Here is a 15,870-nt window from a genome sequence, read left to right as displayed (position 1 = left end):
TTTCGCGGGAGAGAGCGCCATATTGGGATATACGGTTATGGGGTCCGCTTCAGGTTGAGGCCGAACAGCAGCCATTTGTCGAGGGAGAAATAAGTGCCGGCCGGCCTGGCTTCCGAGAGGGAAATGATAACGAAATTGTCCATCATATCCTGCGTCGCGGCGAGATCTCTCGAAGAATACCCGATGGCGTCCATTTTCGGCACATCGTTTACAGCAAAAAATTCGCCGGTTTCCACGATCTTGTCCACGATCTCTCCTTTCTGGTCCCATTCCGCTACTTTTATGAAAGCGCCGAGTATCGCGTCTTCATGCGATCTGAACACAACGAACATCAACCCGTCTTTCCTTTTCACGAATACGGCTTCTCCTTTGGGTATGAAGCTCCAGGTGCTGGCCGTCAGCTCTTTTTTCAATTCGTCTCTCGACGGGTAAGCTTTGCCGAGGGACTCCTGTACTTTAGGGTCTTTGAGGATCGCTTCGATCTGTTTTTTGGCTTCTTCTGTGGCTTTCCGGTCTGCTTTTTCCTGTTTTTCCTTCGCTTCAAGCGCAACGGCGGCGGTGTACACTCCGTCCTGTTTAAGACCGTTGGCGTCGTAGAACTTCTGCGTGGTGCCCGCGCCCGCTATGCCGTCCGCATGTATACCCAGCGCTTCCTGCATGTCGTATACCGCTTCGGCAAATTCATCGGAGCCCGGCTGGATACCCGGCTTCTTGATAAAAAGGGTTGCCGCCCAATGCAGCATATTGAAGTAATACAGGTTATTGCGCCTGGCGTTCTCGTAATTGATCTTGCGTTCCTTTTTCGGCTTGTCCGCCGGTACGGTATCGCTGGTAACAGTGGAAAGCGCTTTTGTAATATCCACTTTCCCGGTTTTCACATTCCTTCCTTCTTCGATCATTTTCTTCAGTTCGTCCGGTGTTTTCTTTGAATTTTTGATGGCATCCACCATTTTTTGCAGATCTTCCGGCGTGATCGGCTTGCCTTTCTGGCCAGATTCGAAGAATTGTTTCAGATCGGCCATGATCTGGTCCTTGTATTTTTCTTCCCATTCAGCCCTGGCCTGTGCAACAGCCGGATCGTTGGGATCGATTTTGTCGAGCCCCTGGCCGATGGCGTCCAAACCGCCGCTTCCGCCGCCTGCACCTTTCTGGCGGGGCTGGCAGGCTTTATCGGACATATAAGCGCCTAACGGCGTGCCCTTCATCACGTCGATCATCATATTGTGCAGCTTGTCTCCAACGATCGCTTCCATCAATGCCTGTGCGGCGGGCTGCGCAATATTGTTTTTCCAGTAATCGGTTTTCTGTACCAGCGCCATACCGGCTGATATGCCAAGCTGCGCCACCAATCCCCACAGGCAGCCTAAAGCGGGCGGCGTACCGCAGGATATGATCTGCACGCCTACCCTTACGGCCAGTTCCACTTTATCGAGTATAGCCACCCATTCGCGCATATCGTCCACGGTTTGGGTAAATGTAGTGATCACCTTGTCGTGTTTTTCCACCTCGGCTTCCCAGGTATTCTTGAACTCCATGATCTTGCAGCAGACGGGTTCAAACTCCTTCAATTGCTCTTCGGCCGCACTTTCCAGGGCCTTTTCATATTTGCCGATTATGGCGTCTACGATAGTGCTCATACATTTTGAGAAACCTTCGAACGCGATCACGATCATGCGCTGGAAAATATCCACTGCCAGCTGAACGATCAGGTTAACGGCTTCTTTTTTCCAGGAGATCGTGAATTTTTTGCCCCCTGTGAGGGTCTTTGATTTTTCCTTGTGTTTTTCAAATTTGCCTTTTATTTTATTGAACAGTTCCTCCACTTTATCGAACGCACGGCGGAAACGGAAACGCAAAGCGCCGAATACGCGGCCTTTAAAGCTGCTCCAGAACCGGACGTCCTTCACGTCTTTGATCTCTTTGGATACGTCGGAAGGCGTTGTTTTTTTCAGGTCTTTGTCTACTTTATTCCGTTTGAGCAGGCCTTTTGCCCTTTCTTTCAGGAATTTCTTCGGCTTCTGCGTTACGTCGGTATCAGTACCGTTCGCCCATGCCTTGCGCTTTTTTTCCCATGCTTCAGCGGCTGCATTTGGATCTTTCGTTTTGTCTCCCGGCTTGCGGCGAACGGCCTCAGGTTTTACCGAAGCGGTTATTGCCGGTTTGCATTGAATACGTTTAGCTTTAATCGTAGCGGGCAGCGTTGGTTTTCCCGCATCTTCACGCAGCGATTTGATCAACGCGTCCATCTTGTCGCGATGTTTTTTCTTGTCTGCGGCAAATTCCGTTGGGATGTAAGGATGCGGCATAAGGAAGTACCCTGCCATGCCGCTGCCGATATTTGCCACCCACAAACGCTGTTTGGTATCGAGCTTGAACGTATGCCCCTTGCCCAGCTTTGTATGTTCCGCATCAAACTTGTCGTAATTCAGCCCGTCGGGAATGAGCTTGGACAGGTCCATGGGCGTTCCTGTGGTGGTGCTGCGGGCCGGTGAGCCAAATACGCTGAATACGTGCTCAACGAATTCTTTAAACCCGAGGATGTAATTGTTCTGTTGCAGGATGCCGTTGCCTACCAGCGTTGCGGCTCCCACGCCAAATTCCGTCCAGTACAGCGGCTTGATCTCCCCGATCTGGAAGGTCTCCGGAAAATTGACCGTGAAATCCCACTGGTCTTTGGAATTTTTCTTAGGTCCGCGTTTAAAGGGCCCTTTCATCGCTTCTTTCCGCTTGCCGGATTCCATGAAGCGGAGGTATTCGTATTTGCCTTTCTCTCCCGCTTCATGCGCCTGCATGCCAGACACGGCATTGTTATCCGCTTTATACAGGTCCGCAAAGCCCGCCAGGTTGAGCCCTTTTGCGTAACGCACGGCGCCGGGTATGCCGGCTTCGGTGATCAGCTGGTTATCGGCCTCGCGCATATGTTTCTGTATCCAGGAGTGCGCCCAGTTGCCGATCTTGGGCTCTTCAAGCCGCTGTATCTTCGGTTTCACGACGGAAGTGCCGGTCTGCTGCACCACATGTGTAAGCTCATGCGCCAGGAGGCGCTGGCCGCCGGCGGAAGTGCCGTCGTATTTGTTCTGGTTGAAATAAATGTCTTTGCCGTGGGTGAATGCCTGCGCATTGATGCTGGCGCTGAGGTTGGTGGCGTGGTGATTGTTGTGGATGCGGACATCGGCAAAGTCAAGCCCGAAACGGTTTTCCATATTGCGGCGCACGGGTTCGGTCATCGGCTGCCCTCCGCCTTTGGAGGCATTCAGGCCGGATTCGAATTGCGAGGAAACAGGGTCTGTGCCGCCCGGGGCCGCTTTTGGCTGAACAGCAGCCGCTGCTTCGGCGTCAGGTGTCACGCTCGCATCTTTTTCAACCAGCGATTCTTCCGTTTCGTTGTCTTCCGCGGTTTCTTCCTTCTCCGGCGGCGCAATCTTACATTCATCACAGCTCCGCTGGATAATGCCCTTGCGTTGAACGGCCGGTTCCGGGAAACGTTGAACGGTTTCTTCTGCTTCACAGGATGCGCATTTCCGCTGCACCTGTTCTTCCTGCTCACAGGCTGCACATTTACGCTGAACTATCTCCGGCCGGGCAACAGCCGGCTCCGGGAAACGATGCACGGTTTCTTCAGCTTCGCAGGATGCGCATTTCCGTTGCACCTGTTCTTCCTGCCCGCAAGCCGCGCATTTACGTTGAACTATCCCAGGCCGGGCAACAGCCGGCTCCGGGAAACGATGCACGGTTTCTTCCGCTTCGCAGGATGCGCATTTGCGTTGTACCATGGCGGGAACAGGCTCTGCGTAGGGCTGAATCGTATCTCCCCCTTCCGGCATGCGCATCACCGTGTCCGCCACATTATCTGCTTCGCGTTCCTGCGGATCGTCCGGCGGGCTCACTTCCAGCTTTGCCTGAACAGGCGATCCGCCGAAAAAAGGCAATGCCCCTTCCGTTGCAGGCATAACATCCGGCACGGCGTTTTGATGCGACGCCGCGGCCCCGGCATGAACATGCCCGGCAGTACCCGTTTTAGCAGCTGTTTCCAACCTTACGCAATTGTTTTACCCTGTGTGGTCACCGGTTGGTCCAGCATCCAGTTCCCTTTGCTCATCTGGTCCAGGAAAGTTTTGGTACGGTAAACGGTGGGGTGCAATACTTTTTTCTTGTGCGTGGCCAGCCAGTTCTGGCGGGCTTTGGTATAGGCTGTGATCCATGCCTTTTCATCCCCGCCGCGCAAAGGCGTGCGTTCCGGGAACCGGGTGCGGAGAAAACCGGGAATGGAACCGGAATGGATGTAGCTGTCATAGATCACCAGCAGGCTCAACGGCAGCGCAAACTGTTCGGCAGTGAAAAAATGCTGCGCCGGCTGGAAGTACAGTATCTCGAAGGTTTCATCCTGCGCCTGCCGCATCAGCGGGTCTTCCCGCGCGGCAAGCTTCAGCAGGTCCTTGAATGCCTTGTTGTCCACCAGCGGCACAGTGCCTACTTTCGGCAGGAAGGCCGAAAATTCCGCGGCAAATTTCCCGCCGGTCGAAACATACCGTTCCAGCAGGTTGCGCAGGTTGCCCTGCTCGGTGGTCTGGCTGCGGCCGTACGTGATCTGCCGGCTGCCGTTCCTGCCGTCAGGGAATATCGCGATCGCATCGTATCTGCCTTCGGGCGTGCCGGTTTCGAATACGTTCACGATAGACATGATCTTATTTTTAATTTCGGGTGTGATCATAATGCATGTTTATGGTGATGTGAGTAATTTATTTTCCTTCTTTTTCCAGCTCCCGCCTTACGCCGCTGAGAATATCCTGGTGGGAAAGCGCGAGGTTCCCCCGTTCCAGCGCGGTCAGGCAAACGTATTGTACCATGTTCATGATGTGCGAGCCCGTCAGCTCATGGGCCGCTGCGATAGCCGGCAGGTCCACATCCTTTTGCAGCTTCACTTCCCCGGGAAAAGCCTTCTGCAGCAGCTGCAACCGCTCTTCAGGCCTTGGCGGCGGGAAGTAGACGATGGAACTGAAGCGGCGGATAAACGCATCGTCCATATTGTTCTTGAAATTGGAGGCCAGGATGGTAAGACCGGAATGCATTTCGATGCGCTGCAGCAGGTAAGACACTTCCTGGTTGGCATATTTGTCATGCGCATCCCGCACGCCGGTACGTTTCCCGAAAATGGCGTCGGCTTCGTCGAAGAACAGTATCCAGTTCTTATGCTCCGCTTTGTCGAACAGCGAAGCAAGATTCTTTTCCGTTTCGCCGATGTATTTGGAAATGACCATCGACAGGTCTATGCGGAACACTTCGCGGCCGGTGTATTTGCCAAGCAGCGTGGCCGTAAGCGTTTTCCCGGTACCGGGCGGGCCATAGAACAGCACACGATAACCGGGCTTCAGCTTGCGTTTCATGCCCCAGTCCTGCATGAGGGTATCGTGGTGTTTGATCCAGCTTTCCAGTTCGCGTATCTGCCGCCACACGCCTTCGGGCAGCACGAGATCGTCCCAATCCATCATGGTGGAGATATGTTCCGCGGGAAAGTGCATGCTGAGCCGGGGCAGGCCGATCCTGCCGGTGGTGAATACTTCCGAATATTCGGGGTCGGCAATGAGCCGCCCGCTCAGCGAAGGTTCGCCGGGACGCACCGTTTCTATGCTGAGTATCTTGTGTTTGAAGAAATAACTTTCTTCGCCAAACAACGGCAGCATCCTGAGCCTTGCCGCTGCGTCGGTGCCGGCCAGGAGGAACAGTACGGTTTCCCCGGTGGCCAGTGTGCCGCGGTGGCTGGCACCTTTCGCGCCGCCGAATTCGGGGAACTCCCCGCCCTGCGGCAGGAATTGCTGGATGAGATTGTCGAAGAAGCCGGTGACCACGAAGGGCGCGAGGGCGCTCAGCAGCAGCAGCAGTTCTTCCGGCGCGGGTTGTGCGTGCCGTACAAATTTTGCAAAGGAAGTATCATCCGTTTTGGGCGGCTGCGGCGCTTCCGCAACGGTCATGGCCTCTCCCCTGAAATGCGAAGCCAGGCGCGCGTAGGTAAAGGCGCGGAGATATTCAAGGCCGGTAACAAGGTATGGGTCCTGCAAACCATTGGCGGCCGCATGCGGGGGCGTTATGTTGGAAGGTTTAAGCATATGCGGGTCCTGTATCTGTGCCGGGCGCTACGGGAAAATCTCCCGGCTCTCTTTCTGGAACGGGGAAGTCGCCGATGTCTGCCTGGCAATTGGGTATTGCGTCATTATCATAGATCACGCGCACGCGGGAGGTGCTGAGCCCCAGCATGGCGGCCACCTGTTCGCGGAAAAGATTGAAGTGCCGGCGGTGTGCGCGTTCGGCGGGGTTGTTCATGATGCCGCCGCCGGGATCCCTGAACCCGGCATTGCCGCCCGTGGCATAATTGGTGCCGTTGGTGGTGAAATATTCTTCCGCATTGCCGATCATGTGGCCGAATTCATGGGTCACATCCACGGTATCCGCCGTGCCCCAGTCCGTCATGCTGGTAGTGCCGCCCTGCCCGGCAATGCCGCCTGGGGAAACGGTTCCGGGGGCCTGCGGGTTGATGGTATAGTGCGCCCTGGCCGGGTCCGTCACCCACTGTATGTTCACAACGATGGGCAGCTTGCAGGGGCCATCGGCCACGCCGGGCGGCGTGATGCGGAGGAACATGCGGTTGCTCCATTTCCGTTCTATGGCCCGTTCCCAGGCTCTTCTGATAGCGCGCGGGGCGGTGGAGTTCAGGCGCATGATGAGGGATACCCTGCCGAAGATGGCGTCGAGGTCGATGGTGAAACGCGCATCCCAGGTAAAGGTACCGTTCCATGCGGCAAAGGCGGCGGGCGCGTTGGAAATGGTCTCGGTCTGCGATTCGTTCACTTCGCGGCGCATGCGCAGCCGGTAAGGCCATGGATAACGTTGTATCACTTTGCGCTGCAGCGATCCGTTCTGCTGCACTACATGCGTCAGTTCGTGCGCCAGCAGCTGTTTGCCGGATGTGGAACCGGGGGAATACTGGCCTTTGTTGAAATAAATATCGTTGCCGGTTGTGAATGCGCGCGCGCTGAGCGCATTGCTGAGATGCGCGGCATTATTGTCCGAATGTATACGCACATCGCTAAAGTCCCGCCCAAAGCGGGATTCCATGAAATCGCGCGTTTCGCCGGGCATGGTCTGCCCTCCGCCGCGGCTGCTGTTGATGGCGCCTTCGGTATTCGCGCCCACGGCGGGCGCAGGCGTTGCTCCGTCGCGTTGAACGGGCGTAATGCTGTCCGCCAGCGGCTTGCGCTGGGCATGTTCTTTTTCCTCTTTCTCACATTCGGCGCATTTGCGTTGCACGCCCGGCACGCCGTTGCCGAAAAAGGACGGTTGTGCGGCAGGCATCCGCATCACCTGGTCCGCCATTGCATCTGCTTCTTTTTCATGCGTATCGCCCGGCTCATTCACGCTGAGCTTGGGCTGGAAGAAAGGCGATCCTCCCGAAGCGGGAGGATGCCTTTTTGCAGTATTTGGATTTAATTCTCTGTTCATGATCTTCGGTTAAAAGAACTTCAAGGTTTCTTTTTCCTGAACAACAGCCAGAGCAGCAGGATGATCAGCAACAGGATGATCCAGATGCTCCATGCCGGCAGCCCGATGGACTCCAGCCATTTCTTGATCTTGTCTATGAATGAATCGCTCTTGCCTGCGTTCTCGAGCTTGCCTGTATAGATCTCCTGGCCGAGCAATACCAGTTTGGTAGGCTGGTCTATGGCGCCGGTGAAGGTGATGGTATACCTGCCGTCCTGGTGGTCTACCACGCTCGCGATCTTTATATCTGCATTGGAAACGGAAAAAGCGGGGCCCATGGCGGGACCGACATACTTCCCGTAGCTGGTCATCGGCCGGAGGTTCATCACCAGCTGGCCGTTCTGGATGGTGGAGGTCACTTCCGATTTGGTAAGGTCTACGCTGGAGAAGGTCACATACACGCTTTCCATGAAAGTGCGCTGGAACTCGCCGATATCGTCGTTCTTCGCTTTCACGAGGTAAACGAGCTTGTACACGCCCGCAACAGACAAGCCCTCGAAGCTGCCTTCGTATTTACCGTCGGCTGTATGCGTGAGCTGTACTATGTTTTCCACGGGTTTAAAGAGGGCGCGGAAAGCGGAATCCGTTTCCCAGAGTTTATTGTATTTCTGCACGCCTGCCGATGCGGAGTCCGTACCGTCCGGCTTTATATTCTTGTCGCTGCGGGCCAGCACGTCGCCCAGGTCTTCGCCGGGGCGCAGCACTATGCATTTCACGTCGGCGTCTTTCACGGGCAGCTGCAGCTTATCGAGCAAAAATGAAATGGGCAGCTTGTCGTTCACTTTCGGTGTAAGGTTGCCCAGCGTGCGTTTCATGTGCAGCCGGTGATCATCCGCCAGTACGTTCAGGTTTACAAAACGGAGGTTCATACCTGAATCCGCCGCCGCATGTACGCTCCATTTACCGGCAGGGTCCAGCGGGGGATGACTTTCAGGAGGATTGCTGAAATCGATCGTGAGGAGGAGGCTATTGGTATAATTGCCCACCCAGGTCACCTTCGCATAATTTTTCACATCCTTCCCGTCTTTTTCAACGCGGATAAGTTTGTATACCTGCAACAGTTGCGGCACTTCCAGCTTGCGGCCTACGGTAAATTCCAGCAGGAGCTTGTCTACCCTTTTGTTGAGCGGAAATGTTTCTATCGGAACAACACCCGCGCCGGGCAATGGTTTGAAGGCAGTGGTCACGATCTGCGGGCTGAACTGCGACAGCATGGTCACGAACTGGTTCACGAAGCCCATGGACAGGCTGCCGCTTGCCAGGCCGCCCTGGAAGGTGAAGTTGGTGCCGTCGAGCGTGGTGTTGTAGCTGCCGCGGTTGGCGGTGGCCAATGCCAGTAAGGTGGTATGGAAAGTGCCGCTGGGGCTGCCGATGCCGATGGTCGCTACTTTGATGCCACCGGGGCTTGCGCCGCCGGGAATGGTGGTACCGTCGCTGTAGCCGGTGCCGGTCGCGTTGACCATGGGCAGCTGGTTCTGCTCACCGTCTGTGAATATGAGTACGCTGCGTGCTTTCGTAGCGTCGGAAAGCATGGTGGTGCCCGCTTTCAAGCCTGCGCCCAGAGCGGTCATGCCCGGAGGGACTGGCGTTACGGCAACGTTATCGATATCGGCGCCTACGGCTGCAGCCAGCCCGCCATCCACTGCCTTGAGCGTTCCGCAGCAGGTGGAAACCGGTGTGGGCGTGGTAGCGAAGTAGACGATACCAAGCCGGTTGGTGCCGCCAATAGCCTGATAAAGATTAGCGAACCCGCTCACCGCTTCTTTAAGCGCGTTCCAGCGGCTGGGCGCGCCCGGATCGGCTGAAGTGGGCGAAAGCATACTGCCGGAGCGGTCCAGCACCAGCACAAGGTCCAACGACTGGGAGACGCGCACTTCAAAGTTACGCGTGCCATTGGTGGCGGAGGCCTGGTCCGTTACGCGGAGCGAGAAAGACCATGAACCAGCCACCGTGGGATTACCGAATATCTTCACGGTCTCCATGTCGCTGATCGGCGCATTTTCAGCGGCAGGCAGCTGAACGGTGAGGCCGTCTTTGGAAAACCCGTCGCCACCAGGCAAAGCAACAGCCCCGCCGGGGAAAGCCGCGGCAAATTCCCACAACACAGTGCCGCCGGTGCCGCCGGGCTTGATCGTCAATGCAGATCCTATGGGTATCGCTACATTGATAGGAAGGTTATAGATATGATCGGCGTTGGCTACGCCCACGGTGATTATCTCCTGGCCTTTCGCCAGAACGGGGAGGGACACAACAAGGATGTGCAGGAATAGCTGCCTGAACATCTGAAGTAAGTTTTTCACTTTTGGCTTCATGATATTTGGTTTTTTGTTTTAGTTCTACATCCAGTTTACCAGCAGCAACGGCTCAAGCCAGGGCAGCTTCACGGTGGAGCAGCCCCATGGAAGGCGCGCCAGCAGCACGTCCTGTGCAAGGCGCTCCATATCCAGCTTAATGCCTTTGGGCGTTTGTTCGAGCTTGCCGTTGCGTACCAGGAATCCTTCGCGCAGGCCGTCTGCGGTGGTATTGCGCAGGGCCGTCCAGTGACTGAGCACTGCATCCAGCAGTTCCGCGCAGGTGGCGGTCTCTTCGGGCAGCAGCGGCGCTTCGGCAGGCAAAGGCGTGGCTGCGTCCAGCCCTGCTAATATTTTATGGAACAGCAACCGGTATTCCGGCACTTCGCTGTTGCCATATGTCAGGTATGCCATCAGCCTTACCGCGCGGAAAGGCGCTGCTTCGGAGGTCCATTGTTTATCCTTCCACAGGCCGGTGCTGCTGAACAGCTCGGCGAGGAAGGGGTGTAACAATATGAGCCCGGCCGCTTCCACATATAATGCTTCGTCCAGTGCCGGTTTTCGGGGTGCGGGGAATGCAGGCTCTTTTTCCTTCCCGGTTTGAACGGGAGTTAAAGTATTCGCTGTTTCCCCAATATCTTGAGATGTTTGAGTTCGTTGTTTTTCTTCGGCCTCTTCATGGCTGGAAGACTTTCCCGTCACAGTATCCTCCGTATCAGTGCGTTCTTTGTTACTGCGCTGCTTACCTGGTCCGGCCGGTTTCCGGATTGAATTATGTTCACCAGTTCCCTGTCCGCCTGTCAACGGCTCCAGGTAAAGGGTATACTGCCTGAAAGCCTCATGATCCCCGCGTTCGGCGCATGCCGCATATATTTCCGAAATGATTTCTTTAGTAAATGTTGAAAAAAGCAGCAGGATCGTTTCCCCTGAAAGTGCTTCCTGCGCAGCATTCACGCGGGCCGTCCAGAAGCCCTGGCGGAAATATGGGAACGCTGAAGGGCTTTTCTTCGCAATACCCGCAAACACATCCCACTCCTCCTTCGCAGCCGCACCATGCAACCCGGACTGATGCAGGAACTCCAGCATCATTTCATCCGGGAAATGATTAACGGCCCTTACCAGCGCAGCTCTATTACCAAACAATAACTGTTGGAGGCGGGGAATGAATTGCCGGCTGAAGATGTTCGTATTGAAAAGCCTTTCTCCCGCGGTGAACCACCAGGGCAACCGGCCTTCCGATAAAAAATGCAGGAGCGCTTCCGTGTCCGCCATGTCCGCATACAGCACTCTCTCCGGCAGCATAGCATCCGCTGAAGCATTTCCTGATGAATAACCTGCCGGTTGTTGAATAACCGGCGCCGTTTCCGGCAGAGCCGCTTTTTTCCTGCATTCCAGCAGGCGTTCGCCCAGCAGCCGCACCAGCCGCCCACGCGCTTCTTTCACGAAACTTTCCTGCGTGAAAATGCCGAGGTCAATTTCAATGGAATCAATGATCAGGTGCTCATCCGTTGGCGGCAGCGCGTCGAAAAATTCTTCAATGCCCGGCGCAATGACCGTTCTGTGGTGGTTGGCCACAGACTGCTCCCATTCAAAACCGGGGCGTTTGCTGTCGCCCTGCATTTCGAATACCTGCCGTTGAATGATATGTTTATCCGTTTTCAAGGTCTTCGTAAATAAGGTTAAGCATTGCTACCAGCGCGTTCCTCAATGGCCTGATCACTGTTTCATTGGTTTCATCCGCGATCCATGCTTCCTGCCATGCGCGGTACCGGGTTTCAAAATTCCCGAAGCTGGGGGAATTGAGCGGCGCACCTGGCAGCTCACGGTCCACCCACAGCACACGCGGGAGGATATGTGAAGGACAGCTTTTGCGCACCTGCTCCTCTGCATGTTTGCGGAATTCAGCGTCGCGGTATTTTTCAGGGCGGGAAAACACTCTCGGCCCGCCGTTGAAGTCTTGCGCATATCCTGAAGGGAACACAAAGGTCACCTGGAAGGAATACGGGTCTTTCACTTCTTTGATCACCAGCTCCGTAACGGGCGGCTCTTTCGGCGCGAGCAGGATATGCTCGGCCATATAAAAACCTTCCGCGCTCATGAAACGGTGAAGATGCTGCCATATCTGCATCACGGCGGCTTTGGCCTGCGCCAGGCTGGAGAAAACCGCCGGCGCTTCCGCTATCGGCGTACCATTTTGCAGGCGCAGTTGCACACCGAAAAAGTTCGGGCCGGATTGGGTGATGTGGAAATTATCATAACGCAAGCCGCGGCTGATGGTGGTTTGTATCGCCGCTTCAGCTGCTGCAACGGCCAGCGGGTCAGTAGCAGCTGTGTATCCGGCAGTGCTGCGCAGCAGTTCCACGCCGGTAAAGCCCGGCAGCGACCATAACCTGAACATCTTCTGGATAGGCGGCGGCTCGTCGTATATCTCGAAATAAACGCCGGGATCTGACAGCAGCGGCCTGCGCTCTTTCACGACTATTTCCAACAGGTGGTGCAGGCGGCGTTCCAGGGGTGTCAGGGAATGCGTTCTCCAATGCTGCAATACCGCATCCACAGCGGCGTTGATGGCAACAGTGGCGGCCGCGGGATTGGGGAATACGTCCGGGCTCACTGCCACGGCATCTTCATCTGGATGCGGTTTCAGCACCACTCTCAGCGACGCGCCTTCTACCTGTGTGCTGAAATTAACAGCGAATTTGGCAAGCGCCATAGCCGTGGCCGCGTTCATACGCGCAACGGCTTCGGAGGCCACGGGCACGGCATGGCGCAGCACCGGCACGCCGGATACGTCCAGCAGCTGCCAGCCGAAAGCGCCTTGTTCCGGAAATACCCGCAGCAGGTGCGCTGCATTCCATACGGGATTGCCGAACGACTGCGCACGGTGGCGGCTGAGGGAAGGCAGGTCGCGCAGGAAGGCGGACTTCTCGCGGATCAATTGCTGCGAAGCCTGGTCGCGCTGCGCCTGCTGCACCTGCAACAGCTGCGGCAGGGGCAGCAATGCGGCATTCGGCACAATCGATGCTTCGTGGTATGCCAGTGAGGTGGTATCGTACATGTCCTCGCCGAACATGGCGAGCAAATGGTTCAATATGCGGTTGCGGCGTACCAGGAACTGCTCCCTGCTTTCAGAAGCCTGCAGCAGCGCAGTGCGGTAACTGTTATTTTCATTGTTTTTGAACTGTTCGAAATCTGTGCCGCTGAAGCCGCGCAGCAGCTGCGATACCTGCGGCAGGTGGTACAGCGGCTGCTGGAATACGGTCCTTTCCTCATCGGGCGCGGCGGAAAAAAATGAATTAAGGTTGGCCAGCTGGCTGGAAAGGCCCGCCGTCAGCTGTTCGAAAAAGAAAAGATAACCCTGCAGCTGCAATGCCTGCCCGCGGCGGGCTACGGTGGCTGTTTCAGGCAGGCCGGCGTAACCTACGCCATACACTACAGGCAGATCCTGCTGGATCGGGTAATAAGAAGATACGGGGTAATTGTCGCCGGAAGGCAGCGCAATATCGTCGGGCCCTGTAACGGGACTGCTCAATTCCTGCTGCTTCCGTGTTTCAAACAAGGTGATGGCCAGGCTAAGATCGTAGGGAATGGCCAGTCCGTTCCTGTAAAATACGATCTTCGATTTGGTGGGACTGAGATGCGGCACATGCTGCTGGCTGTTGATCAGGCAGAGTGCGTCGCGGGCGTTGGTGGTGATCACCCGGTTGTCCATAAACAACGCCAGGCTGAGGTTGCGCACGGCGCTGATGCGGCGGGTGGTCACATCTTCGCGCTGCTCCACGTCTGTAAGGCGCGAGTCGCGGTGCTGGAGAATGAGGCGCAGGATATCTGAAGTGAATACGTGCTCCGGCAGATTAGTGGCTGTCAGCTCATCGTCCGGCAAAAAGCCGGAGGCCATCTGCGGGCCTTCAAAGATATCGTCTGCCCCCAGCTCCTGCTGCAGGCCGGGCAGGCTGCGGAAGAGGTTCACCGGCGTGATGTACCGGTCGATGCTCAGCAGGATGTCCGCCAGCAGTTCTTCGAGTATCACGCCTGCATTCACGTCTATGTTCGCGGTAACGGCCACCTCTTGCAGCCTTACGGCCTTGAACGCCGTGAAGTCTTCGCAGAGATTGCGATAAGCGGTCATATGCCGCTGGATGGTCTGTACAGCACTGCCGGCGCGGGTTACCCATCGGTTGTATTGTTTCATCACCGATTGGTCTGCCGGGGAATTATCGCCCAGCGTATCAATGAGGGTCAACAGTTCGTTCAGCACCAGCGGTATCTGCGTAAGCGGGTCCGCCAGCGGGGTATTGATCTGCGCTACCACGGTAAGGTCCTGGTTGGCCACGGGCCCCACCGGCGGCTGATATTGCACAGTGATGCGGGCGAACCAGGAAGTGGTGCCTTCGATCGGCGTCCAGAATACGCCGGGGGCAAAAGCCTGGAAGGTTACGTTCTGCAAGGTCACATCCTGGCTGAAAGGGCGGGCCTCTTCTTCGTCCCAGAAAGGCAGGGCCACATCTATTTCCACTTCAAACCCCAGCAGCAGCGGCAGCACGGTGACGGCAAAATTGTTGCTGTTGAGCTGTTTGTCCGCAAATTCCAGCAGCACCTTTATTTTGCCCGCCGGCTCAGACTCCAGCGGGAATACCCATGCATTCTGCACCATCGGGTGGTCGATGAGTATTTTTCGTATATCCCTCTGGGTTATTGGCGCTACAGGCAGGATGTTTGCCGCGGTCACGAAGTCCTGCGGGCGGCCGTTTGCATCGCTTGCCAGCAGGTCGCGCATGGGCATGCCGCTCCTGAGGCCCATTTCGGTGATGGCATAACAGCAGGCTTCCAGCAGGGTTATGCCCGGATCGTGGAGGTTGTGATCCGTCCAGCTGGTGGCTGCCACACTACGCAGGAGCTTCAGGCCTTCTTCACGGAGAAAGGCAAAGTCCTGGCTCTTCATCTCAGGCGGCCCGGCAAAGATGTGGGTTACTTCGTCCATCGGTTATTTTTTTCCTTCCAGTTTTTTGATGCGCGCTTCGAGGCCTGCAACACGCTGTGTCAGCTCCTGTATGGCGTTTACCATTACGAAGATCAGCGGGCTGCTGTTGAACATCACCAGGTCTTCCTCTTTTTTCGAACCATCGTCTGTAATGGCGCCGGTAGATGTCATGTAAGGGAATATCTCGCGGATCTCCTGCCCTATCACGCCAAACTCCTCCAGGTCGGGGTTCGTGTTGTATTTGCCGTTGTAGTTGAAACGTACGGTCCTCACCTTCATCAGTTTTTCCAGGCCGTCCTCGAAGTCGCGCACGTTCTGTTTGGCGCGTTCGTCTGAAACGGCGAACCAGGTGCCGCCGCCTACTGATTTAGCAGCATGGCCCGCAACCTGCAGCAGGTGGGTACCGTCTGTGGTGGGCAGTACTGCATTGGTACCTATGATCACAATGCCGTTCAGGTCTATATGCATACGGGGGGTAAGGCGGCCATGCGTGAAAGCGATGGGCTGGCCTACCGGGGCGTTGATGTTCACATCGCCGCTGGGCCCCTGCCTTAAAGCGAAGGTGTTATTGCCGGTTGCCTGGTTTACGTGGGCAAACTGCGCCATGTTCACCGAGCCGCCCTGGCCGTTGCTGATCACCGCGGTGCCGAAGCGCACGCGTTCGCCGGCCACTTCGTTGCTGGCCAGGTTCACATCCAGCCTGTTCGCCGGCGGCACTCCAAAATTGCCGAGGCCGATGTTGCCGGCGCCGTAAGCGAAGTGCACGCTGTTGGCCACGGAGGCGAACGGGCCGCTGGCGCCGGCTACGGGGCCCCATACCGCGCCGTTAAAAAATTGTACCTGGCCTGCGTTGAAGCGCAGCGTACCGGGTTTGCCCACGGTAGCGTCCGCCAGGTTGAGGCCGGCTGGAATGTTGAGATTCCTGTTCACCGGGTCAACGGTCACTGAATCGTCCAGCTTATTGATGAATGAATCGATGAGGTCTCCAAAATCTGCTCCTGTTGGGCGTTCCCCATCTCTGAATTCCTGTTTTAAATGGGTTTTGCTACGTTCCGCCATGATGAA

8 protein-coding genes are annotated in these 15,870 nt (G+C 56.2%); all 8 read right to left on the bottom strand.

Features of this window, described 5'->3' with window-relative positions:
• Positions 1-35: 35 nt before the first annotated feature.
• The gene (locus tag ACTJIK_RS10080; protein WP_440646243.1) at positions 36-3,950 is read right to left on the bottom strand and encodes an eCIS core domain-containing protein; all 3,915 of its coding nucleotides are present in this window, start codon (positions 3,948-3,950) and stop codon (positions 36-38) included.
• Positions 3,951-4,036: 86 nt separating this feature from the next.
• Positions 4,037-4,711: a chitosanase gene (locus tag ACTJIK_RS10075; protein ID WP_440646242.1), complete on the bottom strand. Its 675-nt coding sequence runs from the start codon at positions 4,709-4,711 to the stop codon at positions 4,037-4,039.
• A 28-nt stretch (positions 4,712-4,739) separates the two neighbouring features.
• The gene (locus ACTJIK_RS10070) at positions 4,740-6,104 is read right to left on the bottom strand and encodes an ATP-binding protein (protein ID WP_440646241.1); all 1,365 of its coding nucleotides are present in this window, start codon (positions 6,102-6,104) and stop codon (positions 4,740-4,742) included.
• A complete protein-coding gene (locus ACTJIK_RS10065) occupies positions 6,097-7,494 on the bottom strand; it encodes an eCIS core domain-containing protein (protein ID WP_440646240.1) in 1,398 nt (465 codons plus the stop codon). The genes ACTJIK_RS10070 and ACTJIK_RS10065 overlap by 8 nt, the downstream gene beginning before the upstream one ends.
• A 20-nt stretch (positions 7,495-7,514) precedes the next feature.
• A complete protein-coding gene (locus ACTJIK_RS10060; protein ID WP_440646239.1) occupies positions 7,515-9,815 on the bottom strand; it encodes a vWA domain-containing protein in 2,301 nt (766 codons plus the stop codon).
• A gap of 54 nt (positions 9,816-9,869) precedes the next feature.
• On the bottom strand, positions 9,870-11,486 hold the full coding sequence (locus tag ACTJIK_RS10055; protein WP_440646238.1) for a contractile injection system tape measure protein: 1,617 nt from the start codon (positions 11,484-11,486) through the stop codon (positions 9,870-9,872).
• Complete coding sequence (locus tag ACTJIK_RS10050; RefSeq protein ID WP_440646237.1) at positions 11,473-14,805, bottom strand: hypothetical protein; 3,333 nt, start codon at positions 14,803-14,805, stop codon at positions 11,473-11,475. Before ACTJIK_RS10050 ends, ACTJIK_RS10055 begins: the two co-directional genes overlap by 14 nt.
• A gap of 3 nt (positions 14,806-14,808) precedes the next feature.
• Positions 14,809-15,864 carry a tail fiber domain-containing protein gene (locus ACTJIK_RS10045; protein WP_440646236.1) on the bottom strand — a complete coding sequence of 352 codons (1,056 nt, stop codon included), beginning with the start codon at positions 15,862-15,864 and terminating at the stop codon, positions 14,809-14,811.
• Between the last annotated feature and the right edge of the window lie 6 nt (positions 15,865-15,870).

It is taken from the genome of Chitinophaga sp. 22620 (genome assembly GCF_052044405.1).
GTDB lineage: Bacteria > Bacteroidota > Bacteroidia > Chitinophagales > Chitinophagaceae > Chitinophaga.
Note: the sequence above shows the minus strand (reverse complement) of the source record. Positions and strands in the feature narration are given on the sequence as shown.